We start from the raw sequence: 23,151 nt of genomic DNA, 5'->3' as shown, positions 1-23,151 counted from the left end.
GGGTCGGGGTCGGTCGGTCGGTCACTGGTTGCGTTGCAGTGTCAGTTCTGCGAGTTCGGTGGCCGCGGCGCACGGGTCGGCCGGACTGCCGCCTCGGTATTGCACCCACCAGGTGATGACGCCCGAGTACGCCGCGCTGATTCCGCACGACGATGGGTCGGCCGGTCGTCGTGACAGGAATGCTGTGGTGCCGGCAACGTCGACGTCCTCGGTCGCGTAGCCGAGCCGATCGGCCAGCTCTCGCTCGCGCGAGAGGGCTTCGTTCTCGAACCAGGCGAAGGTCACGTCGATGAGCCCGGCGGCACCGACGCCGGTCCACATGCACACTGCACCGTAGAAGTACTGATCGACGAGGTCGGCACCCACTGTTTCGGCGATGGTGGGGTCCGGGACGGCGATGCACTCCTCGAGCAGCTTGTCGAACTGGCCGCTACCGCCGCCTCGAGCGGGTGCCGCCCTACCGGTCACGGTGGTGGTGCATCCGGTTCCGACGGCGGCAGTGACGAGGACAGCGGCAAGGACGCGACGGGTGGAATCGGTGCAGGGGAACGTCGTCATCGGGCTACTTCGCCTTCGAGATCGTGGTTCTGGCCAGATCCTCGACGACGTCGCACGAATCGCGGGGGCCGTCGACCATGTAATTGACGGACCAGTGCACGAAGCCGTCCCCGTTCTCGACCCCGGCCTCGCACGACGCTCCCGAGGCCGCGGCGGTGAATCCTGGGTGACCGTCGACATCGATGCGCTCGATGGTGCGGCCGACCGCTTCGGCCACGGAACTCTCTCGATCGATGGGGCTGCCGCGGTACCAGGTGAACATCGCGTACGCGCCCGTCGCGGATTCCCATCGACAACGAATGGCGTTCTCGGACACCACCGTCAGGTCGGATACGGACGTGAGTCTCTGCACTTCCGTGTCGTCCATCGACCCGCATTCACCGACGAAGAGTTCTTCGGTCACGGGCTGGTCGGCCGTCTCGGACGGATCCGGATCGGCCTCGGTGTCCGGTGTGCTCGAGCATCCGACCAGCCCGAATATGATCGCTGCGATCAACGCTGCAACGGCTCGAGTGCCCACGAATGCGGACTCTACCCACCCTGTACGGAGGAGGGTGAGTGTTCGACCGAAGTGAGTCACATCAGTAACACCAGCCTCAGGCGTTACCAGATCGATGCGTCGCCGACACGCAATTTTGTAGTTCGCCACGCTAGCGTCCAGCGCAGCGAACCTCGCATCCCCATGCGGTGCGAGTCGACAAGGAGGCTGCACCATGATCGATCCCGGAAGTGACTCCTGGAACTACGTGGCCGCGATGTTCTCGTACGAATTCCTCGGGGGCGGAATCGAATACGACACCATCGAGCGCATTCACCGAGGCGAGATCGACGAGTGGGTTCAGGCGTTGACGCAGTCCGGGCTGTTCGATCGAGCAACCATCGCGCAGATCGCCGACTCGTGGCATCAGGCCCCTCGGCAGTTGTTCGACATGCTGGTGCTCGACGCGGACGAAATGACCGCCAGGCGCTGCTCGCTGGCGTGGTCCTCGCTGGACCGACTCGCCCCACTGGCCCGCCTGGGTTGAACGAAGGTCAACTACCGAGCACACGCGTCCCCGACGCATCGACGACGATGGCCTGGTCGTCGGTCAACCCACGACAGTCGATACCGTCCCTGCGTAGGCGCTGCACGGTTGCATGCCCCGAATCGTTCTCGTCCAGAACGGAATTCAAGTGCGGGACGATCGAGAAATCGACCAGACCCAGCCCGGTCCATACCGGATCGACACCGGTGGCGGGCCGAACCTCGCTTGGGTCGTCCGCGTCCTCGACTCCGATCAACGACGGTGCGGCCACACACGCGCCCGCGCTGTATCCGCTGTACACGATCGATCCCCGCCGAACACGCTCGGCCAGAATCTCGTCTGCACCCGAGCGGGCGAGTTGAGCGCGCAGGACGAAGGTGTTGCCCCCGCGCACCCAGACCGCACCGAAGCCGTCCAGTGCGCGCTCGAATGCGGCGGGCCGACCCACGTACTGGCGCAGATCCAGCTCGGCGGGCCGGTACCCGAGCGCGCTCAGCGGACCGAACTCGCTGCGAAGCGAGGATTCGCGAGCGGCAGCAGGCCACGCGTCCGATGCGTTCGCGATGACCGCGAGATCGGACGGCGGCCCGGTCAGTTCGACGAAAGCGTCGGAGTGACCGCCCAATCGGTACGAGGACAGGAACAGCTTCATGCCGTCGATTCGCCGTTCAACCGGGCCAACCCGACGCGAACGGAGTCCGCGACACGCTCGGGCTCACGCAGGCGGCGCGTCACGAACCCGGCAGCGAACCGCATCCGGTCCCGATGCCAGCGGGGCACCACGTGCAGATGGAGGTGGAACACCGTCTGAAATGCGGCCTTGCCGTCGTTGATCACGAGATTGGCTCCGTCGGCGCGCAGGTCCGAGTGGCGCACGGCGCGCGCCAACGTATGCCCGACGCGAAACACGTCAGCGGCCGCGTCCGGATGGGTCGAGTTCAGATCGGTGGCGTGCTCGCGCGGGACGACGAGCAGGTGTCCGCGACTGACCGGCCGGATGTCGAGAAAGGCGACCGCGTGGTCGTTCTCGAACACACGGTGTGCGGGGGCGTCGCCGGCGACGATGGCACAGAAGATGCAAGATTCCACGGTTGTCACTGTAGGGTCCGATCATCACCGATAGACCTGTATGGCGTGCATCACAATTGCTCGTCTTGTGGCTGCGGAATGCCGAACGGACTCGATTCAGAACGAATCGGACTGTGTTCCGGGTTACCCGCGGTCTGTCTCCTCTGGCTACTATCAGGGACCTTGTGCCTTTGTCGCATGGGTTCGTCCACTCGTCGCACGTTCGGGGCCATTGGCCGATCAGTGGACACCATTCAACGCAGGAAGACGGAGATTTGGATACATCGCAGAGCACTGAGAAGGGTTCGGGATCCACGACTGTCGTCGGTGTGGTTCGGGAATCGGGGGAGGGCGAACGTCGCGTCGCCCTGGTGCCCAAGATCGTTGCCTCCCTGACGGGTAAGGGCGTCGAGATCGTCGTCGAATCGGGTGCCGGTCTCGGCGCTCTGATTCCCGACGAGCTGTACGTCGCCGCCGGCGCGACCATCGGTGATCCATGGTCGGCGGACGTCGTGGTCAAGGTCGCGCCGCCGTCCGACGCCGAGATCGCCAAGCTGACGTCGGGTTCGACGCTCATCGGATTTCTGGCACCGCGCAACGCGGAGAACAGCATCGGGGCGTTGAAGGCAGCCGGAGTGCAGGCCTTCGCCGTCGAAGCGATCCCGCGGATCTCGCGGGCGCAGGTGATGGACGCACTGTCCTCTCAGGCCAACGTCGCAGGCTACAAGGCCGTGCTGCTGGCCGCGTCCGAGTCCACCCGGTTCTTCCCGATGCTCACCACCGCCGCGGGCACCGTGAAGCCCGCTACCGTGCTGGTACTGGGCGTCGGCGTGGCAGGTCTGCAGGCGCTCGCCACCGCGAAGCGTCTCGGCGGCCGCCCCACCGGGTACGACGTGCGTCCGGAGGTGGCGGATCAGGTTCGCTCCGTCGGCGCGCAGTGGCTCGATCTCGGGATCGACGCCGCAGGCGAGGGCGGATACGCACGTGAGCTGACCGAAGACGAGCGAGTGCAACAGCAGAAGGCTCTCGAAGAGGCCATCAAGGGATTCGACGTGGTCATCACCACCGCGTTGGTGCCCGGACGCCCCGCCCCGCGACTGGTCACGGCCGCAGCCGTCGAGGGCATGAAGCCCGGCAGTGTCGTGGTCGACCTCGCGGGTGAGACCGGTGGCAACTGTGAACTCACCGAGCCAGGCGAGACCGTCGTCAAGCACGACGTCACCATCTGCTCGCCGTTGAACCTGCCGGCCTCGATGCCCGAGCACGCCAGCGAGCTGTACTCGAAGAACATCTCGGCATTGCTCGAACTCATGTTGGTCGACGGCAAGCTCGCCCCCGATTTCTCGGACGAGGTTCTTGCCGGTGCCTGCGTGACACGTGAGAAGGAGAACTGATGTACACCCCGCTGCTCGCGAACATTGCGATCCTGGTGTTGTCCGGGTTCGTCGGCTTCGCGGTGATCTCCAAGGTGCCCAACACCTTGCACACCCCGTTGATGTCGGGAACCAATGCCATCCACGGCATCGTCGTGCTCGGAGCCCTGGTGGTGCTCGGCAAGGTCGAGGATCCGTCCATCGGCCTGCAGGTCATCCTGTTCGTCGCGCTCGTGTTCGGAACCGTCAACGTCATCGGTGGATTTGTGGTCACCGACCGCATGCTCGGCATGTTCAAGTCCAAGCCGGTCCCTGCCAAGGCCACGAAGGGTGCTGACTCCTGATGGACAATCTCGTCAACATTCTCTACATCGTCGCCTTCGGCATGTTCATCTACGGCCTGATGGGTCTGACCGGACCGAAGACGGCCGTGCGCGGCAATCAGATCGCCGCGATCGGCATGTTCCTCGCTGTCGTGGCCACGCTGATCTCCATCCGAGACACCGGTAACTGGATTCTGATCGTCTTCGGTCTGGTCGTCGGCGTTGCGCTCGGTATCCCGCCTGCTCGCCGGGTCAAGATGACCGCGATGCCACAGTTGGTGGCTCTGTTCAACGGCGTCGGCGGTGGAACGGTCGCGCTGATCGCCTGGGCCGAGTTCCTCGACACGTCGGGTTTCTCGAACTTCAAGCACGGTGAATCGCCGACGGTCCACATCGTCATCGGGTCGCTGTTCGCGGCGATCATCGGGTCCATCTCGTTCTGGGGATCGCTGATCGCGTTCCTCAAGTTGCAGGAGACCCTGCCCGGTTCGCCCATCACTATCGGCAAGTTGCAGCAGCCGCTCAACGCTCTGCTGCTGATCGGCGCTGTGGCAGCTGCAGTGGTCATCGGCATCAACGCCACTCCGGGCGGCGGGGTGTCGCAGTGGTGGATCGTTGCGGTTCTCGTACTCGCCGGAGTTCTCGGTCTGACGGTTGTGCTGCCCATCGGTGGCGCGGACATGCCGGTCGTCATTTCGTTGCTCAACGCTCTGACCGGTTTGTCCGCCGCGGCCGCAGGTCTGGCGCTCAACAACACCGCGATGATCGTTGCAGGCATGATCGTCGGCGCCTCCGGCACGATCCTGACCAACCTCATGGCGAAGGCCATGAACCGTTCCATTCCGGCAATCGTCGCCGGTGGATTCGGCGGCGGTGACGCTGCTGCAGGTCCCGCGGGTGCAGGCGGCGGAACTGCGAAGGCCACGTCCGCGGCCGACGCTGCCATCCAGATGGCCTACGCCAACCAGGTCATCGTCGTTCCCGGATACGGCCTCGCCGTTGCGCAGGCACAGCACGCGGTCAAGGACATGGCCAAGCTGCTCGAGTCGAAGGGCGTCGAGGTCAAGTACGCCATTCACCCCGTCGCCGGTCGCATGCCAGGGCACATGAACGTGCTCCTGGCAGAGGCCGACGTCGCGTACGACGCGATGAAGGAGATGGACGACATCAACGACGAGTTCGCCCGCACCGACGTCACGTTGGTCATCGGCGCGAACGACGTGACCAACCCGGCTGCGCGCAACGATCCGTCGAGCCCGATTCACGGGATGCCGATCCTGAACGTCGATCAGTCGAAGTCGGTCATCGTTCTGAAGCGGTCGATGTCGTCCGGATTCGCAGGCATCGAGAACCCGTTGTTCTTCGCCGAGGGCACCTCGATGCTGTTCGGTGACGCGAAGAAGTCGGTGTCCGAGGTGACCGAGGAGCTCAAAGCCCTCTAGTCACGAGCCGTCAGCAGTATCGATGGGGCGCGTTCCGGTTGTTCATCACCGGGAGCGCCCCATCTTGCGTTGAACGGCCAGGGCGGCCGTGTCGAGTGGGTTGCGAGCTTCACGGGCAGCGGCGACAGGCGAATAGAGCATGACGATCGAGCACACAGGCCACCACACGAACACGATCGATGCTGCGCTCACTATCCCGGTGACGGACGCGGATCCGACGATCAAGGCAGCTGCCGCCACCGCCAGCGTTGCGACGGTTCCCAGACCGAGGATCACGGGCCGCCACGTTGTGGACGCCACCATGGATGCCGCCGCGAGCAGAGAGGCCACGGCGACGAGTTGTCCGTTCGGAAGGTCTGCGGACGGCATCGACGCTCCCAGGATCTCGCGAGCCAGCGCACTGGTCACGACGGCACCGATGGTGCAGGCGATCACCACCCCGATTCCGAACGGCAGCTTGCGTATCAGCGCCACCACGGCGAGGACGGCGACGGCGATCAACACCGCGGTCACATCGATCGCATCGAGTACGTGAGCGGCCAGTGCCGAGGCGGTCGTCGATACCCCGGACGTCGAGGGTGCGACATGCGGGGCCCACATCAGGAAGATCAGCAACAGGACCGCAGAGGCACCGGACACGGCCAAGCGAGCGACGACGGCTCGCCGGCGTGGTCGGCTCGTGGTGCCGGGCGGCGCCGCGAGCGTCTCGGCGGCGGGTGATGCGCGGATCGGTCCGGAGTCCAGGCTCGGTGGTGGCATGAGCGCCACCGTGCCCGATCCGGCTGAACGTCGGATGTGAGGAACATGGGAACCGGCTGATAGTTGCTCTGGTAACGATTCGATCACGCCAGTCCGCCTGTACGGAATCATGCAGTGTCGGGTAACGGTGACCATGCCGTCAAATTCTCGAAGTCGGTTTCAATGATTCAATCGGGGGTCAGGACTGGTTTCTATCGATCGAACGGTCCTCTCACCTGCAACCGAATCGAGTGGGTCGGATCGGCGTCGCTCGCATACCGGCCGCCGATGCGCACCCTCGAGCGGCTCTCGGTCCGCTCAGCTGGGCATTTGCCCTCGGATTGTTTCCCGTCACAGCATTTCGTGAAGCGAACTATGACTTCGTTGCAAGGCGTTGATTGGATGGGTCCATCTATGTGACGATACTCACATAGTCCAGTTCACCCTGGGCGAGACCGTCCAAAAGGGCGTAGTTTCAGCCGCATCGGAAACCCGCATTCGACCGTTACAGGCACATCGATAACGATCTGGAAACGGGCCGTGGTACCCGTCACAACCCGTCGGAATCGGGTACTCGACACCTACGGACGCCGGAAACTCGAAGGAGAAGAACATGACCGCAATGTCTCAGGGACAGCTCGACATGGTCCGCGCGTTCTTTTGCAACGAGTTCGAAGCGGATTCCCTCGACCGGTCCACCGTGCCCGAGCCTACCGCCGAGGCAGTCGCCGAGTGGATCGATGCACTCACCAACAGCGGCCTCTTCGCACCCGCCGAGGTTCGCAACATCTCCTCGGTGTGGGCGGCCGAGCCGGAGACGTTGGTAGCAATGCTCATCGGTGAAGTGGACGAAATCGCGGTCAAGCGCCACGGCGCAGCGGTGCCGGCCGCGGCAACTGCTACTCCGGCTCTGGTCCCCGCGTTCGTGCGCGCCAGCTGACTCGTCCCGGGTCTGGAGTCCTTCGCACCCGAGCAGGTTCTGCTTCGCTACTATCGGTCGAATTCCGATGACGGCAGTCGACAACGGTGTCGCGCGGCGAAGTGAGGGTTCTTCTATGGGCGCAGTGGGACTGGACGAAGAAGCAGTAACGACCTGGATCGCAGGATTGGGAATCGGCGCAACCTCGCCTCTCACCTTTCACCGGATCGGCAACGGTCAGTCCAATCTCACCTACGCGGTTCGTGACGCCGGTGGCAGTAGTTGGGTACTTCGACGTCCACCACTGGGGAAACTGTTGGCGTCCGCACACGATGTCGTGCGTGAACATCGAATTCTGTCGGGCCTGCAGAACACGGCGGTGCCGGTTCCGAAAATGATTGCGATCACCGAGGATTCTTCGGTGTCCGAGGTTCCGCTTGTGCTGATGAGTTTCGTCGACGGAATCGTCGTCGACTCGGTGTCGGTAGCCGAAGAACTCGACCCCGATCACAGACGCCGAATCGGGCTCGGCCTCACGGTGGCGCTGTCCGACATCCACCGCGTGGATCTGGAATCCTCGGGTCTGGCCGATCTGGCCAGCCACAAGCCGTACGCCGCTCGCCAACTCGCCCGGTGGACCAAGCAGTGGCAATCCTCGCGCACTCGCGACGTACCCGGTATCGACTCGCTGGCAACTCGATTGGCAGCCAACATCCCTCCGCAGCACGAGGTGACTCTGGTGCACGGAGACTTCCACCTCAGCAACGTCATCACGGCCCGCGAAGACGGCCGTGTCGCCGCGGTCGTCGACTGGGAGCTGTGCACACTCGGAGATCCGTTGGCGGACCTCGGCGGCCTGCTGGCCTACTGGCCGCAAGCCGACGACGGGGTCGCCGGTCCGTTCATGGCGTCGACTCTGCCGGGCTTTCCTACACGGGCCGAGCTCGTCGAGTCGTATGCGCAGCACACCGGGCGTGACGTCTCCGATGTCGGATTCTGGCAGGTGCTGGCGCTGTGGAAGCTCTCGATCATCGCCGAAGGCGTCATGCGCCGGATGGAAGCCGATTCGCGAAACCGGGCCGTGGCGGGCGGGCCGACCACGACGCTCATCGACGACATCGTCACCAGGGCGTTGCGTACAGCCGACGAGATCGGCCTGTAGTCGGTCAGATCGACGCGGTCCCGATCACCAGAGTGCGAGCGGCGCTCTCGATTTCGGGCGGAATCGCCACCGGTCTGCGAGTGACTCCGTCGACGTACACGTGTACGAATCGACCCCTCGCCGCCAACTCCAACGCATCGTCGCCGGCCTCGCGGAACAACCCGAGCGAGTACACGATGCTTCGGGTGCCGAGCTTCTCGACGGCCAGGCCCACCTGAAGGCGATCCGGAAAGCTCAACTCGGACAGGTATCGACACGAGGTCTCGGCGACGACACCGATCGCCGGCAGTGTCCGGATATCGAGTCCCGTCGTCTCCATCAACCAACCGTTGACAGCGGTATCGAAATACGCGTAGTAGGTGACGTTGTTGACGTGGCCGTAGTGGTCGTTGTCGTCCCATCGCGTCGTCACGGGCCACAGTGCCGGAAAGTCCGATGCATGCGACAACTCCGGCCCGGGGTTCACCTGATCGGTCATGAACGTGACCCTAACCAGTGGCGTCGGTAGCGGGCATCGCCGGGGACTGCCGACGCAGGATTGCTCGGACCACCAGACCGACGACCAAGGCCCAGAACGCGGAGCCGATTCCTGCGAATGTCAGGCCGGACGCAGCGACGAGGAAAGTCAGAACCGTTGCTTCTCTGTCCGACGCATGTTCGAGTGCGCCGAACAACGACGCCGCGAGAGTTCCCAACAGGGCAAGTCCGGCAACGGTTTCCACCACACCTGCGGGAGCTGCGGCAACCAGGGTCGCCAGGGCCGTGGACAGCAGTGCCAGCACCAGGTAGGAGGATCCGGCGGAGAATGCGGCGACCCATCGCCGCTTCGGGTCCGGATGGGCACTGGGATTCGCCGAGAGCGCAGCGCTGATCGCGGCGAGGTTGATCGTGTGACCGCCGGCGAATGCGCCGAGGACAGTGCCGGTTCCGGTGACGGTCATCGACGCACGCCAAGGAATTCGGAACCCGAACGATGCCATGACCGTGGTGCCGGGGATGTTCTGCGACGCCATCGTGACGATGTACAGCGGCACCGCGATACCTACTGTGGCCTGCCAGCTCCAGTGCGGAACCGTCCAGTCGATTCGGGGAATCAGATCCGAGGCCGCGATGGGGGTGTCGCCGCCGATCAAGTCGGCCGCGATGACCGCCGCCGCCGCGGCGAATGCTGCAGGAACTGCCCAGCGTGCATTGAACCGAAGTACGACGAGCCAGACGAGTACCACCGGAGCTACCTGGGCGGGGGAGTCGGCGAAGGCGACGACCGGTGCCGCGCAGAGCGGAAGGAGTACTCCGGCCAGCATTGCCTGCGCGAGTGGTACCGGAATTCTCGAGACGAGCGCGCCGAGTCTCGGCCACAGGCCCGTCAGGAGGATCAGCACCCCGACAGTGACGAAGGCACCCACCGCGGCGGGCCACCCTCCGACGACCACACCGGTTCCGGCGAGCAGTGCAGCGCCCGGCGTCGACCACGCCAGCGTGATGGGCTGTCGGTATCTGCGCGCGAGCCACATCATGCCCACGGCCTGGGTGACGCACAGTGCCAGCAAGCCGGAGGCCGCCTCTGTCGGGCTTGCACCTACCGCCCGCAGGCCCGTCAGCACGACGGCGAACGAGCTGGTGAAGCCGACCAGTGAGGCCACGATTCCTGCGCTGATGGGGGTCGAGAGCGGCGTCGGTCCGTCGGCGGCGTCGGCAGTGGTCACGACTGACGATGATGCACTGTGGGCCGTCGCCTGTCGCGTCGTTTCCCGTCGAGCCGAGTCGCGCCAGGCGTCGGTGGCCGAATGCTGTCGGGGCACCCTCGACGTGACGTAGTCTCTGGGTTGGACCGGACCAGTCCGTACCGCTGGTTCGGCGAGTGACGGAAAGGCCGGCGCAGTGGTGATGCCCGTACATCTGAGGGACAGTCAGGTCCCGAAGCACGAACAGCTTCGCGCAATCCTGTTGCACCGCTGCACCAAGGAGCTGCAACCCGGCGATCTGATGCCCAGCGAGCGAAAACTGATGGAGGACTACGGCGTCAGCCGCATCACCGTTCGCGAAGCCATCGGCCAGCTCGTCAACGACGGACACCTGGTGCGGGTCCGTGGCAAGGGCACGTTCGTGGCCAGTCGCACCGTGCAGTCGCGTTTGCACCTGGCGTCGTTCTCGGAGGAGATGCGCGCGCAAGGATTGACGCCCACCACGGTGGTGCTGTTCGCGCGGCTCGAAAGCCCCTCGGCGGCAACGACTCGTGCTCTCGGCCTTGCCGACGGAGAACAGACCTACCACGTCAAACGTCTACGACTGGCCGATGCCGAACCGGTCAGCGTCGACGACGCGTGGTACCGGGCTTCCTTGCTTCCCGGCCTGATCGAGCACGACCTGAGCAAATCGGTGTACGAGGCCGTACAGATCCATTACGGGTTGACCATCGACCGGGCCGAGCAGACCGTCAAAGCCACTGCGGCCGACAGCGATACCGCCACCCTGCTCGGCACCAAGCGCGGTGCCCCCGTGCTGTATTTCGACCGAGTCTCCTTCAGCGGCGACGAGCCGCTCGAACACACCGAGAGCTGGTACCGCTGCGATCGGTATCAACTGTCGATGGAAGTCGAAGGCGGGCGACGCACCCCGCAGCGCCGGTGAGATCAGGGCAGCTCGAACAGTAGGTCGCCCACTGCCACGGTGTCGTCGATGTTCGCACTCGTCACCGAATCCGGCTTCGAATCCATCAGGACGACGGGAACGACATCCGAGTAGCCCGCCGCCGCGATCGCTGCGGGATCGTAGGTGACGACGAGGTCGCCTGCCTCGACTCGATCACCCTCTGCTGCAACGAGTTCGAAGCCCGCGCCCTTCATTTTCACGGTGTCGATACCGATGTGCACCAACACACCAGCCTTGTCCTCGGTAAAGACGACAAACGCGTGCGGATGGAGTTTGAGGATCGTGCCCGCGACCGGCGAACGAACCTCGACCGACCCGTCGTTCGGGGCCGGGCGAAGCGCGACACCGGAGCCGACCATCTGCGCCGAGAACACCGGGTCCGGCACGTCGGCGAGTGAGATGACCTGGCCGGCAACAGGGCTGAGGATCACCCTGGCGTCGCTCACAGGATGTCGCCGATGTCTTCTGCGAGCGTGTCCGCTTCGGGGCCGACGATGACCTGAACTGCGGTTCCTTTGTGAAAGACGCCGTGGGCACCTGCCGCCTTGAGCGCTGCCTCGTTCACCAACGACCCGTCCTTGACCTCGGTGCGCAGCCGAGTGATGCACGCTTCGATCTCGACGATGTTGTCGGCACCGCCGAGGCCTTCGACGATCGCGTCCGCTTTGGACATGTGGGGTTCCCGCTTTCTGTCGGCGTATGTCTGTCGGGTGGATCACACGGCCGGGTTGACATGTGCTTGCCACCTGGCCAAACTACAACTGGTAATGACCGGACAGTACCCCTGATGGCACCCGGTCACAACAGCGAAATCGCCCTCGAAGGACCAGCCTCGAAGAGAAGGTCGCCATGACCCCGAAGAAGACGGACTCGATCGATACCGAGCCGAAGAAGGAATCTCGATCATTGGCCGGGCTGCAGCGGTTCGGACGCAGCCTCATGCTCCCGATCGCTGTTCTGCCCGCCGCCGGAATTCTCCTGCGGCTCGGTCAGGATGACCTGCTGGGGAGATTCAGCGCACTGGAGACCACCGCTGCGGTCATTTCCGCCGCGGGTCAGGCGGTGTTCACCTGGCTTCCCCTCATCTTCGCAGTCGGTATCGCCATCGGCTGGGCCAAGAAGTCCGATGGTTCGACCGCGCTCGCAGCGGTGGTCGGCTACATGGTGATGAACGGCGTCTTCACGGCAATGTCGCCGGTCGTGCTCGACGGAAAGGTCGATGCCAACGGAGACCCGGCCGTGATCGACTACGGCGTATTGGCAGGCATCGTCATCGGACTGCTCTCGGCAATTCTCTGGCAGCGCTTCTATCGACAGAAGCTGCCGGACTATCTCGGCTTCTTCAGTGGCCGTCGTCTGGTGCCGATCATGACGGCGATCACCGGTCTCGTTGTCGCCGTAATAATGTCGTTCGTCTATCCGCTCTTCTACAGCGCTCTCCAGTGGGTGGGCAACACCGTCGCCGACCACAGTGTGGTGGGCAGCGGAATCTACGGCTTCGCCAACCGCATGCTCATTCCCACTGGGCTGCATCACATTCTGAACTCCGTCGTCTGGTTCCTGGTTGGGGACTACCAGGATGCAGGCGGCCAATTGGTCCGTGGCGATCTGAACCGGTTCTTCGCCGGCGACCCGTCCGCCGGAGTGTTCATGACCGGATTCTTCCCGATCATGATGTTCGCTCTTCCCGCTGCGGCATTCGCGATCTACCGCAACGCAAAGCCGTCGCAGAAGAAGATCGTCGGCGGAATCATGTTGTCCACCGGCCTGACTGCCTTCGTCACCGGCATCACCGAGCCGCTCGAATACTCGTTCATGTTCGTGGCCTGGCCGCTCTACATCATTCACGCGGTGTTGACCGGAACCTCGATGGCGTTGACCAATGCTCTCGGGATCCACGACGGTTTCTTCTTCTCCGCCGGCGGCATCGACTATCTGCTGAACTACGGAATCGCCACCAAGGCGTGGCTGCTCATCCCGATCGGCCTGGTGTACGCGGTGATCTACTACTTCTTGTTCAGCTTCGTCATCAAGAAGTGGAACCTGCGCACCCCCGGACGTGAGGACGACGCAGTGCTCGAACCTGATCGGGCATGACCGCATCCACTACGACGACGCACCGCGGGCGGGTCGTCACGCGCGAGCAGGTGATCGAGGACGGCGTTCTCGCGTCGACGGGAGACCGGATCTCGTGGGTCGGACCTGCATCGGCGTGGCCCGGTGAGGCAGTACCGCAGACGAATTCGACGATCCTGCCCGGGTTGGTCGATCTGCATTGTCATGGTGGAGCGGGGGCCTCTTTTCCGGATTCACCGGCCATCGATCTCATGACGGCGGTACGGCATCACCGCTCCCGCGGGACAACGACGATGCTCGCCTCACTGGTGTCGGCACCGCCGGAACGGCTGATCACGCAGACGTCGCTGTTGGCCGATCTGTACGAGTCCGGTGACATCGCCGGAGTCCACCTCGAGGGGCCGTTCCTCTCGGTCGCCCGCTGCGGCGCACAGGATCCGGCGTCGCTGCGCAGCGGAGATCCCGGACTGCTCCGCGACATACTGAGCGCGGGCCGGGGAGCGGTGCAGTCGATGACCCTTGCGCCCGAGATCGACGGTTTTACCGCCATCGCAGAGATGTTGCGGGAGAACGGAATACTCCCGAGCATCGGGCACACGGACGCCGATGCCCTCACCACTCGACGCGGTATCGAGTCGCTGGGGGACGGTCCGATGACGGCCACGCACCTGTTCAACGGAATGCCGACCTGGCATCATCGGTCGCCGGGTCCGGTGAGCGAGTGCTTGGCTGCCGCGGCGCGCAGCGTGATGGTGCTCGAATTGATAGGCGACGGAGTGCACCTCGCCGACGAGACCGTGCGCGCGGTGTTCGATCTCGTCGGTGGCGCACGGATCGCGCTGGTGTCCGACGCGATGGCCGCGGCCGGTATGCCGGACGGCCGCTATCGGCTCGGGCCACTGGATGTGACCGTCCACCACTCGGTCGCACGGTTGTCCCGTGACGCAGATTCCGAGACCGCTCCTATCGCGGGCGGAACCGCGACCGTACTGGACCTGTTGCGCCGCGCCGTGCTGGACGCCGGTGTGCCACTGGTCGATGCGGTTCGGGCTGCATCGTCGACTCCGGCGGCGTCGATCGGCCTCGGCTCCGACGTCGGTTGCCTCGAACAGGGCATGAGAGCCGACGTGCTGATGGTCGACGCGGCGTTCGAGCCGTTACAGGTGATAAGAGGCGGAACAGCAATCGGAGAGGACAGCTAGATGGAGGTCGTGATCCTCGAGGGGGCCGACGCAGTGGACCGAACGGCTGCCGACATCGTCGAACGAGTCGCACGAGTCGCGCGAGCAGGCTCCACTCCTGTACTGGGACTGGCAACCGGGTCCACCCCGGTGGGCACGTATCGCGAACTGGCGCGACGGCATCGGGACGACGGCCTGTCGTTCGCGCGATGTCGAGCCTTCCTGCTCGACGAGTACATCGGACTGGCGAAAACAGCAGAGCAGTCCTACTTCTCGTTCATTCGAGAGAACTTCGTCGACCACGTCGATCTGGACGACGCCGCAGTGTTCTCGCCCGACGGCGAAGCGGACGACATCGCGGCCGAGGCCCAGCGGTACGACGCGGCGATCGCAGCCGCAGGCGGCATCGATGTTCAGATTCTCGGAATCGGCACCGACGGACACATCGGCTTCAACGAACCCGGATCATCACTGAGATCACGGACGCGGGTGAAGACGCTGACCGAACAGACTCGCGTCGACAATGCCCGTTTCTTCGATTCGCCCGAGGACGTGCCGCATCACGTACTGACGCAGGGTCTCGGCACCATCGACGAGGCGCGACACCTGGTGTTGATTGCCACAGGGGAGTCGAAAGCCGACGCGGTGGCGGCAGCCGTCGAGGGGCCGTTGTCGGCGCACTGTCCGGCGTCGGCGATCCAATGGCACCCGCACGCAACGGTGCTGTTGGACGAGGCTGCGGCGTCGTCGCTCGCACTTGCGGAGTACTACCGGTACGCCTACGCCAACAAGCCCCGGTGGCAGCACCTGTGAGTCAGCTGCGCGAGAACTCCGATGCGCGCGCGATCTGTTCGTCCGACGGCCGCACTCCGGTGTAGAGAACGAACTGTTCTGCCGCCTGCAGAGCGATGACCTGAGCGCCGGTGATCACGGGCTTGTTCGCCGCTCGGGCCGCAACGATCAGCGGCGTCTCCGACGGCATGGCGACCACGTCGAACACGGCCTTCGCTGCGTCGATCTGCTGTTCGGTGAACGGTGCCGAATCAGCGTCCGGCCCGCCGGCCATACCCACCGGGGTCACGTTCACCAGCAGGTCTGCGCCCACTGCTGCGGCCGACCAGTCGTAGCCGTAGGTCTCGGCGAGGGCCGGGCCGGTGTTCGCGTTGCGGGCGACGACGGTGCCCCGGGTGTATCCCGAATCTCGCAGTGCGGCAACGACAGCCTTGGCCATGCCGCCGCTGCCGGTGACGGCCACCGAGTAGTCGGTCGAGAAGCCACTCGCAGCAAGTAGGTTCGCGACGGCCTGGTAGTCGGTGTTGTATGCGTGGAGGACGCCGTTCTCGTTGACGATCGTGTTGACGGATTCGATCGCGCTCGCCGACTCGTGCATCACGTCGACCAGTTCGATAACGTCTTCCTTGAACGGCATGGAGACGGCGCAGCCTCGAATGCCCAGCGCGCGAACGCCTCCCACCGCGGCGGCGAGGTCGGTGGTGGTGAACGCCTTGTAGACGAAATTCAGGTCCAACTCGTCGTAGAGATAGTTGTGGAAACGAGTTCCGATGTTGCTCGGTCGGCCGGACAGGGACATACAGAGCTGTGTCTCACGGTCGAGGACGCTGCGCGGGTGTGCTGTTGCCATCGCTGAGACGTTACGCCGCGCACGTCGAGGCGACCGAGGCGAGAACACTCTGATCGGCCTGCGTGATCGGCAACTCGTACTGGGCAGCGACCGACAGGTACTTGCCCGCATAGAAGCAGTGGTAGGCCGCGTTCGGCGGCAACCATTGCGAGGGTGTCTTGTCGCTCTTGCTCTGATTGTCCGCCCCGTTGACCGCGAGCAGATTGAACGCCACGTCGTTGGCGAATCGAACGCGCTTGTCGGGCAACCACGTGTTCGCGCCCATGTCCCATGCAGCGGACAGGGGGTAGACGTGATCGATCTGAATCTTTCCGGCGTCGGACTTGGTGAACTGCATCGGTTCACCGGAGTACGGATCCGCGAGCGAACCCGACAGCACGACGCAGTCGCGAGTGCCTGCGCGGAACTCGACCTCGGTCATCGACAGCGCCAAGACGTTGTCGCGGGTACCGCAGCCGTCGTGACCACCCGGCCCGTCGTAGTCGTCCGTCCACGCCGGGCCGAACACACACCCTTCGCCGCTCTTGCATCCACGCTCGTAGCCGAGGGCATCGGGCCTGGCAGCGACCACACGAACCTGGGCGAGCAACTGCTCGACCTGAGTGCGAGTGGGACTACCCGGAGCCGGTTCGGCGGGGGAGAAACCGGGGATGACGGGCCGGTCGCACGAGCCGAACACAGCCATCACTGCCGCAGCGATCACCAGCAGTACCGCTACCCACAGCTTTCTCACGCACGCCCCATCGTAGATCTTCGTACTCGGTCATCGGTCCCTCGCGACAGCAGTGTGCCGGAAGGTACCGACAGCGATCCGCTCACCCGCACCCGGCGTCAGCGAACCTCGACCACGACCTTGCCGAGCACGTGTCCGTCCTCGACGAGGGCGAGAGCCTCACCCGCACGCTCGAGCGGGAAGGCATGGTCGATACGCGGACGAATGACGCCCGAGGCGGTCAGGTCCGCCAGCCGCGCGAATGCTGCGGTGGTGCGGTCGCGATCGACTCCGGAACCGCCCCACTGCGCCGCGAGCATCGGGTCTGCGACGCTCACGATCGGTACCCCCGCCGTCACAGTGGTCGCGGCAGCGCGCAACGTCTCGCCTCCGACGAGGTCGACGATGCCGTTCACCGGTCGCGAGATCGAATCGACGAAGTGCAGGCCAGAGGCGAAAAATTCGGCTCCGAGGCTCTCGATCCACTCCCGCTTTCCTGCACTCGCAACGGCGAGAACGTCGATACCGTCGGCGCGCGCGAGTTGCAGAACGGCCGAACCCACGCCGCCACCGGCCCCGAGCACCAGGATGGAATCACCAGTGCCGACGGCGAGCCGGCGCAGCGCGTCGTGTGCGGTCCCGGCAGCCACCGGCAGGGTGGCGGCGGCTGCCCACGAGACGGCCTCCGGCTTGTGGGCCGTGCTCGACGCGTTGAGCACGGTGTACTGCGCATAGCCTCCATGTCCCGAGGCGGTGGCTCCGAACACGTGGTCGCCCACCGAGAAGTCGGCCACACCGGCACCGGTCGACACGACCGTGCCCGATACTTCCCGACCCAGAACCGCGGGCAAGGTGATCTGCACGGTGTCCTTGCGATTGCCCGCCCGCACCTTCCAGTCGGCAGGATTGACCCCGGCGGCGTGGACCGCCACGAGAATCTGCCCCGGTCCCGGCTCCGCAACGGGTAGGTCCAGAAGGTATTCGGTGTCGGGTCCGCCGTATTCACTGAAGCCGTACGCGATCATGTACCTACTGTGCCTCACCCAGCGACTCGCTCGGGAGCGCCTCACCTCGAGTGTGTCGGTGCTTGCTGGTTGGATGGACCGATGCTGCACGGTCTCTGGTCTCCCGGTGCCGGGCTGATGCTGTGGGACGACGAGATCACCACCGGCGACGAACCGGATCTGCCGCCGACCCACGCGCACGTTCTCACCCGGACGTTTCGGCACCGTGCCGATGTCTCGTTTCCGGCGTCCGGACGCAGTGCCACCGCGCAGGCCCCGGTGCAGGTTCCGGCCATCGCGCTCGCCCCGCACGACGCAGCCGATCTCTTGCTGCGGACGCCGTCCGAGCACGCGGCGATCTCCGGTGATCTCCGCTACCTGGCACACGTCGCCCGCGGAATCGAACGGTGGGTCCGCGGCGGTCGCGTCGTTCCGGCCCTGAAGTTGATGGACGGGCAGTGGTGGCCACGGTGGCGTCTGGTCGGGGGTGAGCGTCAACGGGCCTGGCTGAGCGAACTCGCCGTCGCCATGCCGTCGGTGCAGCGTGCGAGCGAGCGGCCCAAGAAGATCCTCGACGACATGGTGGAGGAGCTCACCGATCCGATCGTCAGATCGGTTCTGGGCAGACCGGACTCGGACCATCCGCTGTTGTCTGCTCTGATTCGCGACGACCCGTATGCAGATGGCACGCAACAGATCTCGACGTTGCTCGAGAACTGGCGCGGAAGCCTCACCGTCGACGAGCCGTCCCTGGTGCTACGCCTGCTCGAACCCGATGACGACGATGACGCCGTGGACGGTTCCTCCGAGGAAGCAGCGGAGTCGTACTGGACGCTGCAGGTGTGTCTGCGAGCCGATGGCGAAGCGCCGCGGCCGGTTCCGATGAGCCGCAAGGTCGATGCCACGCTGCTCTCCATCGCCGTGCGCAAGCTCGGCGATGCCGTGGCGGCGTACCCGAGACTGCGTGATCTGCCGTCTCAGGAAGGCACCCTCGATCTGTTGCTTCCGACGTCGGTGGTCATCGACCTCGTCGAACACGGTGCGACGGCACTGCAGGCCACCGGAACGACGGTTCTGCTACCTCGGGCCTGGACGAGGCTGGATCCGTCGATGAGGCTGCGCGTCGATTCGCCCGCGGTGACGAAAGCGGCCGCCGATCGTGCGGTCGGCATGGACGAGCTGGTGTCCTACGACTGGCAGCTCCAACTCGGCGACATGGTGCTGACCGAGGCGGAGATGAACAGACTCGCCGTCTCGAAGGGCGATCTCGTGCGGCTGCGCGGTCAGTGGGTGCTGGCCGACGGCGGTCAGCTCGCGCGAGCCGCAAAGTACGTCGCCGAGCATCACGGCGACGGGACGGCGCTGAGCACGCTGATGCGCGAGATGACGCTGGCCGATCCGCCGCCGGCTCCGGTCCAGGACATTCGAGCCTCGGGATGGGCGGCCACGTTGCTCGAGCCCGGTGCGGTGCCGGAGACGATCCCGGTACCGCCCGGTGTGAACGCGACTCTGCGGCCGTATCAGCAGCGCGGGCTCGATTGGCTCGCGTTCATGAGTCGGCTCGGTCTCGGGGCGGTGCTCGCCGACGACATGGGGCTCGGCAAGACTCTGCAGGTACTGACACTGCTCGCGCACGAGAAGAGTTCGACGCCGACGCTGCTGGTGGCACCGATGTCGGTGGTCGGCAACTGGCAGCGTGAGGCGGCGAAATTCACCCCGGCTCTGCGAGTGCTGGTGCATCACGGGCCGGCCCGGTCGAAGGGCGACGAGCTCGACCGGGCAATTTCCGAACACGACTTGATCGTCACCACCTACGCGCTGATGGCCAAGGATCGTGCGCAGTTGGCGGAGCAGACGTGGCGTCGCGTGGTCCTCGACGAGGCGCAACACATCAAGAACTCGGGCACCGTGCAGGCCAAGGCGGCGCTCGCGATTCCCGCGGATCACAAGTTGGCGCTCACCGGAACACCGGTCGAGAATCGCCTGGACGAGCTGCGGTCCATTCTCGACTTCGCCAACCCGGGCATGCTCGGTAGGCCGTCGGACTTTCGGAAGCGATTCTCGGTTCCGATCGAGCGCGAGAACGACGAGAACGCAGTCTCACGTCTGCGCGCCATCACCTCGCCGTTCATTCTGCGGCGCGTCAAGACCGACCCGACGGTCATCTCGGATCTGCCCGAGAAGAACGAGATGACCGTGCGCGCCAACCTCACGGCCGAGCAGGCCGCGCTGTACAAGGCGGTCGTCGACGAGATGATGGCGCAGATCGCCGACGCGAAGGGCATGAAGCGCAAGGGCGCGGTGCTGTCCGCGCTCACTCGTCTCAAGCAGGTGTGCAATCACCCCGCCCATTTCCTGTCCGACGGCTCTCCGGTGCTCAAGAGGGGGCAGCATCGCTCGGGCAAGATCGGTTTGGTGGAGGACATGCTCGATTCGATTCTGGGCGACAACGAGAAAGCGTTGCTGTTCACGCAGTTCCGGGAGTTCGGTGAGCTCGTGGCACCGTACTTCGCCGAGCGATTCGGGACCGAGGTGCCGTTCCTGCACGGCGGCGTGAGCAAGGCCAAGCGCGACGAGATGGTGGAGAAGTTCCAGAGCGACGACGGTCCGCCGATCATGATGCTCTCGCTCAAGGCCGGCGGCACCGGGCTGAATCTCACGGCCGCCAATCATGTCGTTCATCTCGATCGTTGGTGGAATCCGGCGGTGGAGAATCAGGCGACGGACCGGGCCTTTCGCATCGGACAGCGCAAGAACGTCGAGGTGCGCAAACTGCTGTGCGTGGGCACCGTGGAGGAACGGATCGACTCGATGCTCGTCTCCAAGCAGGATCTGGCGAATCTGGCGGTGGGCACCGGCGAGAACTGGGTGACCGAAATGGACACCGCGGAGCTGCAGGAACTGTTCCGCCTCAGCGAGGATGCGGTGGGGGAGTGATGGCCGACTTCTCGCAGTACGGAAAGCGTCGAAAAGTCAAGGGCGGCATCGAGTCCAGGAACAAGCGCGGTGCGTTCGGGCAGACGTGGTGGGGCAGGCATTTCGTCGCGGCCATGGAGGACCTCGCGGATCCGGGTCGGATCGCTCGGGGCAGAACGTATGCGCGCCAAGGGCAGGTGCTCACTCTCGGGGTGGAGCGCGGGCAGATTTACGGCGAGGTGCAGGGCAGTCAGCTCGAGCCGTTCTCGGCCTCGGTCACCGTAGACCCGCTCACGCAGGGTGAGGTTGCCGCGCTGGTCGGCAGGGTGCGATCGAACCCCGGCATGCTGGCCGAGCTGGCCTCCAATGCCATTCCGCAGGCGTTGGCGTCGGTATTGCTGCCGCACGACAAGGGGCAGCTCGATTTCGACTGCACATGCCCCGACGACGGGTGGCCCTGCAAACACGCGGCGGCTCTGATGTACATCGCCGCCGAGCACATCGACGCGTCCGCCGCCACCATCCTGACGCTGCGTGGAGTCGATCTCGATCAACTGATCGAGGGCGTCGGTGATGCGGACGACGAGTTCGACCCCGATGACTGGTTCGCCGATCGCGCGTCGTTCCCCGAACTTCCCCAGGTGACGTTCGCTCCTGCGATGGACGATCTCGATCCGTTGATCCTGCGCCGCATCTTCCGCGCCGACGGCTCCACCGAGGCCGAGGTCAGTCGTGCCGGTGCCGATCTGAGGCAGTTCTACGACCGGATGTGACCAGTCCTGGACTTACATGGACATCCGACTATAGGATGGGCGTACTTCACTTCCACGCTCGAGGACGGACAAACTCCATGGCTCGCGAACTCACGCACTTCATCGGCGGCAAGCATGTCGCAGGCACCTCCGGAAACTTCGGGGACGTCTTCGACCCCAACACCGGCGAGGTTCAGGCCCGGGTTCCCCTGGCCGACGTATCGGAGGTCGAGGCCGTCATCGCCGATGCCGAACAGGCTCAACGTGAATGGGCCAAGTGGAACCCGCAGCGTCGTGCGCGGGTGCTCATGAAGTTCCTCGCCTTGGTCACTCGCGATATGGAAGAGCTCGCCCGTCTGCTGTCGTCCGAACACGGCAAGACGATCGCCGACGCCAAGGGTGACATCCAGCGTGGCGTCGAGGTCGTCGAGTTCGCCGTCGGCGTCCCGCACCTGCTCAAGGGCGAGTACACCGAAGGTGCAGGCGGCGGAATCGACGTCTACTCGATGCGTCAGCCGCTCGGCGTCGTAGCCGGAATCACCCCGTTCAACTTCCCCGCAATGATTCCCCTGTGGAAGGCCGGACCGGCCATCGCCTGCGGAAACGCGTTCATCCTCAAGCCCTCCGAGCGCGACCCGTCCGTCCCACTCAAGCTTGCCGAGCTGTTCCTCGAAGCAGGACTCCCGCCGGGCGTGTTCAACGTCGTCAACGGTGACAAGACTGCCGTCGACGTGTTGCTCACCGACGACCGCGTCAAGGCCATCGGCTTCGTCGGCTCGACGCCCATCGCGCAGTACATCTACGAGACGGCAGCCCAGCACGGCAAGCGCGCACAGTGCTTCGGTGGAGCCAAGAACCACGCCCTCGTGATGCCCGACGCCGACCTCGACGAGGTCGCCGACGCGCTGCTCGGTGCCGCCTACGGTTCGGCAGGCGAGCGCTGCATGGCCATCTCCGTCGCGGTTCCGGTCGGGGAGGAGACCGCCGACGCGTTGGTCGCCAAGCTGACCGAGCGCGTGGCGAAGCTGAAGATCGGTCGCTCCGATGACGAGAACGCGGACTTCGGCCCGCTCGTGGGCAGCGATGCGCTCAAGCGAGTCAACGATTACACCCAGATCGGTGTGGACGAGGGAGCCGAGCTGGTCGTTGACGGCCGCGGCTTCAGTCTCGAAGGCCACGAGAACGGATTCTTCGCCGGTGCAACGCTGTTCGACAAGGTGACCACCGACATGCGGATCTACAAGGAAGAGATCTTCGGACCCGTCCTGATCGTCGTCCGCGCGAAGGACTACGAGGATGCGCTGCGTCTGCCCACCGAGCACGAATACGGCAACGGCGTCTCCATCTTCACCCGTGACGGCGACACTGCGCGAGACTTCTGCTCCCGCGTACAGGTGGGCATGGTCGGAGTCAACGTACCGATTCCGGTGCCGATCGCGTACCACACGTTCGGTGGTTGGAAGCGTTCGGGATTCGGCGATCTGAACCAGCACGGACCCGATTCGATCCGCTTCTACACCAAGACCAAGACGGTCACCCAGCGCTGGCCGTCGGGCACCAAAGAGGCTGCAGCGCAGAATCACTTCGTCATTCCGAACATGGACTGAT

The 23,151-nt window shown here is 64.8% G+C and carries 25 protein-coding genes; 13 read left to right on the top strand and 12 right to left on the bottom strand.

All coding sequences use genetic code 11. From position 1 onward, the window contains the following. Nucleotides 1-21: 21 nt before the first annotated feature. Both AYK61_RS25655 and AYK61_RS25650 read right to left on the bottom strand, forming a co-directional pair. On the bottom strand, nt 22-558 hold the full coding sequence (locus tag AYK61_RS25655; RefSeq protein WP_121873696.1) for a DUF3558 domain-containing protein: 537 nt from the start codon (nt 556-558) through the stop codon (nt 22-24). 4 nt (nt 559-562) lie between these two features. Next, entirely contained in the window at nt 563-1,078 is a 516-nt protein-coding gene (locus tag AYK61_RS25650; protein WP_259468296.1) for a DUF3558 domain-containing protein, read from the bottom strand. A 193-nt stretch (nt 1,079-1,271) separates the two neighbouring features. Here AYK61_RS25650 and AYK61_RS25645 point away from each other — a divergent pair, with 193 nt between their 5' ends. Continuing rightward, nucleotides 1,272-1,583, top strand: coding sequence for a hypothetical protein (locus tag AYK61_RS25645; protein ID WP_121873694.1), 312 nt, complete (start codon nt 1,272-1,274; stop codon nt 1,581-1,583). 7 nt (nt 1,584-1,590) lie between these two features. Here AYK61_RS25645 and AYK61_RS25640 read toward each other — a convergent pair whose 3' ends face one another. Next, nucleotides 1,591-2,235 (bottom strand): Type 1 glutamine amidotransferase-like domain-containing protein, encoded by a 645-nt coding sequence (locus AYK61_RS25640; RefSeq protein WP_121873693.1) that lies wholly within the window; start codon nt 2,233-2,235, stop codon nt 1,591-1,593. Beyond that, nucleotides 2,232-2,672 carry an HIT family protein gene (locus AYK61_RS25635; RefSeq protein WP_121873692.1) on the bottom strand — a complete coding sequence of 147 codons (441 nt, stop codon included), beginning with the start codon at nt 2,670-2,672 and terminating at the stop codon, nt 2,232-2,234. Before AYK61_RS25635 ends, AYK61_RS25640 begins: the two co-directional genes overlap by 4 nt. A gap of 254 nt (nt 2,673-2,926) precedes the next feature. Between AYK61_RS25635 and AYK61_RS25630 the strand changes: the two genes are divergently transcribed. From AYK61_RS25630 to AYK61_RS25620, 3 genes are read left to right on the top strand one after another with little or no spacing between them, the layout of a single operon-like run. Then, the gene (locus tag AYK61_RS25630; RefSeq protein ID WP_121873691.1) at nt 2,927-4,045 is read left to right on the top strand and encodes a Re/Si-specific NAD(P)(+) transhydrogenase subunit alpha; all 1,119 of its coding nucleotides are present in this window, start codon (nt 2,927-2,929) and stop codon (nt 4,043-4,045) included. Beyond that, nucleotides 4,045-4,368: an NAD(P) transhydrogenase subunit alpha gene (locus AYK61_RS25625; RefSeq protein ID WP_068048360.1), complete on the top strand. Its 324-nt coding sequence runs from the start codon at nt 4,045-4,047 to the stop codon at nt 4,366-4,368. Before AYK61_RS25630 ends, AYK61_RS25625 begins: the two co-directional genes overlap by 1 nt. Beyond that, nucleotides 4,368-5,789, top strand: a complete 1,422-nt coding sequence (locus tag AYK61_RS25620; protein ID WP_121873690.1) for an NAD(P)(+) transhydrogenase (Re/Si-specific) subunit beta — start codon at nt 4,368-4,370, stop codon at nt 5,787-5,789. The genes AYK61_RS25625 and AYK61_RS25620 overlap by 1 nt, the downstream gene beginning before the upstream one ends. Before the next feature lie 45 nt (nt 5,790-5,834). Here the strand turns inward: AYK61_RS25620 and AYK61_RS25615 are convergent, their stop codons facing one another. Further along, a complete protein-coding gene (locus AYK61_RS25615; RefSeq protein WP_121873689.1) occupies nt 5,835-6,548 on the bottom strand; it encodes a hypothetical protein in 714 nt (237 codons plus the stop codon). A 592-nt stretch (nt 6,549-7,140) separates the two neighbouring features. Here AYK61_RS25615 and AYK61_RS25610 point away from each other — a divergent pair. Continuing rightward, nucleotides 7,141-7,467: a hypothetical protein gene (locus AYK61_RS25610; protein ID WP_121873688.1), complete on the top strand. Its 327-nt coding sequence runs from the start codon at nt 7,141-7,143 to the stop codon at nt 7,465-7,467. A gap of 115 nt (nt 7,468-7,582) precedes the next feature. Continuing rightward, nucleotides 7,583-8,608 carry a phosphotransferase family protein gene (locus AYK61_RS25605; RefSeq protein WP_121873687.1) on the top strand — a complete coding sequence of 342 codons (1,026 nt, stop codon included), beginning with the start codon at nt 7,583-7,585 and terminating at the stop codon, nt 8,606-8,608. A gap of 4 nt (nt 8,609-8,612) precedes the next feature. On the opposite strand, the gene AYK61_RS25600 is transcribed toward AYK61_RS25605, so the two are convergent. Next, a complete protein-coding gene (locus AYK61_RS25600) occupies nt 8,613-9,086 on the bottom strand; it encodes a thioesterase family protein (protein WP_121873686.1) in 474 nt (157 codons plus the stop codon). A gap of 10 nt (nt 9,087-9,096) precedes the next feature. Then, nucleotides 9,097-10,314 (bottom strand): benzoate/H(+) symporter BenE family transporter, encoded by a 1,218-nt coding sequence (locus AYK61_RS25595; RefSeq protein ID WP_121873717.1) that lies wholly within the window; start codon nt 10,312-10,314, stop codon nt 9,097-9,099. Between the two features lie 178 nt (nt 10,315-10,492). Between AYK61_RS25595 and AYK61_RS25590 the strand changes: the two genes are divergently transcribed. Beyond that, nucleotides 10,493-11,239, top strand: a complete 747-nt coding sequence (locus tag AYK61_RS25590) for a GntR family transcriptional regulator (protein WP_037193713.1) — start codon at nt 10,493-10,495, stop codon at nt 11,237-11,239. Nucleotides 11,240-11,241: 2 nt separating this feature from the next. On the opposite strand, the gene AYK61_RS25585 is transcribed toward AYK61_RS25590, so the two are convergent. Then, nucleotides 11,242-11,706, bottom strand: coding sequence for a PTS glucose transporter subunit IIA (locus AYK61_RS25585; protein ID WP_121873685.1), 465 nt, complete (start codon nt 11,704-11,706; stop codon nt 11,242-11,244). Beyond that, on the bottom strand, nt 11,703-11,933 hold the full coding sequence (locus AYK61_RS25580) for a glucose PTS transporter subunit EIIB (RefSeq protein WP_032393491.1): 231 nt from the start codon (nt 11,931-11,933) through the stop codon (nt 11,703-11,705). Before AYK61_RS25580 ends, AYK61_RS25585 begins: the two co-directional genes overlap by 4 nt. 176 nt (nt 11,934-12,109) lie before the next feature. On the opposite strand from AYK61_RS25580, the gene AYK61_RS25575 reads away from it, so the two are divergent. The 3 genes from AYK61_RS25575 to nagB are packed head-to-tail and all read left to right on the top strand — an operon-like array spanning nt 12,110 to nt 15,330. Next, nucleotides 12,110-13,357, top strand: coding sequence for a PTS transporter subunit EIIC (locus AYK61_RS25575; protein ID WP_121873684.1), 1,248 nt, complete (start codon nt 12,110-12,112; stop codon nt 13,355-13,357). Further along, nucleotides 13,354-14,538, top strand: a complete 1,185-nt coding sequence (locus AYK61_RS25570) for an N-acetylglucosamine-6-phosphate deacetylase (RefSeq protein ID WP_259468295.1) — start codon at nt 13,354-13,356, stop codon at nt 14,536-14,538. Before AYK61_RS25575 ends, AYK61_RS25570 begins: the two co-directional genes overlap by 4 nt. After that, complete coding sequence (gene nagB / locus AYK61_RS25565; protein WP_121873683.1) at nt 14,539-15,330, top strand: glucosamine-6-phosphate deaminase; 792 nt, start codon at nt 14,539-14,541, stop codon at nt 15,328-15,330. Nucleotide 15,331: 1 nt separating this feature from the next. On the opposite strand, the gene AYK61_RS25560 is transcribed toward nagB, so the two are convergent. From AYK61_RS25560 to AYK61_RS25550, 3 genes are all read right to left on the bottom strand, one after another. Next, entirely contained in the window at nt 15,332-16,159 is an 828-nt protein-coding gene (locus AYK61_RS25560; protein WP_121873682.1) for a shikimate 5-dehydrogenase, read from the bottom strand. Between the two features lie 10 nt (nt 16,160-16,169). Then, a complete protein-coding gene (locus AYK61_RS25555) occupies nt 16,170-16,844 on the bottom strand; it encodes an HNH endonuclease family protein (protein ID WP_094615616.1) in 675 nt (224 codons plus the stop codon). 146 nt (nt 16,845-16,990) lie between these two features. Then, a complete protein-coding gene (locus tag AYK61_RS25550) occupies nt 16,991-17,896 on the bottom strand; it encodes an NADP-dependent oxidoreductase (protein WP_121873681.1) in 906 nt (301 codons plus the stop codon). A gap of 81 nt (nt 17,897-17,977) precedes the next feature. Between AYK61_RS25550 and AYK61_RS25545 the strand changes: the two genes are divergently transcribed. The 3 genes from AYK61_RS25545 (at nt 17,978) to AYK61_RS25535 (ending at nt 23,150) form a co-directional block, all read left to right on the top strand. Next, nucleotides 17,978-20,812, top strand: coding sequence for a DEAD/DEAH box helicase (locus tag AYK61_RS25545; RefSeq protein WP_121873680.1), 2,835 nt, complete (start codon nt 17,978-17,980; stop codon nt 20,810-20,812). Next, a complete protein-coding gene (locus tag AYK61_RS25540) occupies nt 20,812-21,564 on the top strand; it encodes an SWIM zinc finger family protein (RefSeq protein ID WP_121873679.1) in 753 nt (250 codons plus the stop codon). Before AYK61_RS25545 ends, AYK61_RS25540 begins: the two co-directional genes overlap by 1 nt. Before the next feature lie 77 nt (nt 21,565-21,641). Then, nucleotides 21,642-23,150, top strand: coding sequence for a CoA-acylating methylmalonate-semialdehyde dehydrogenase (locus AYK61_RS25535; RefSeq protein WP_121873678.1), 1,509 nt, complete (start codon nt 21,642-21,644; stop codon nt 23,148-23,150). The last annotated feature ends 1 nt before the right edge of the window (nt 23,151 follow it).

Source organism: Rhodococcus sp. SBT000017, from assembly GCF_003688915.1.
Taxonomy (GTDB): Bacteria; Actinomycetota; Actinomycetes; order Mycobacteriales; family Mycobacteriaceae; genus Rhodococcoides.
This window is presented reverse-complemented; position numbering and strand designations above follow the sequence as displayed.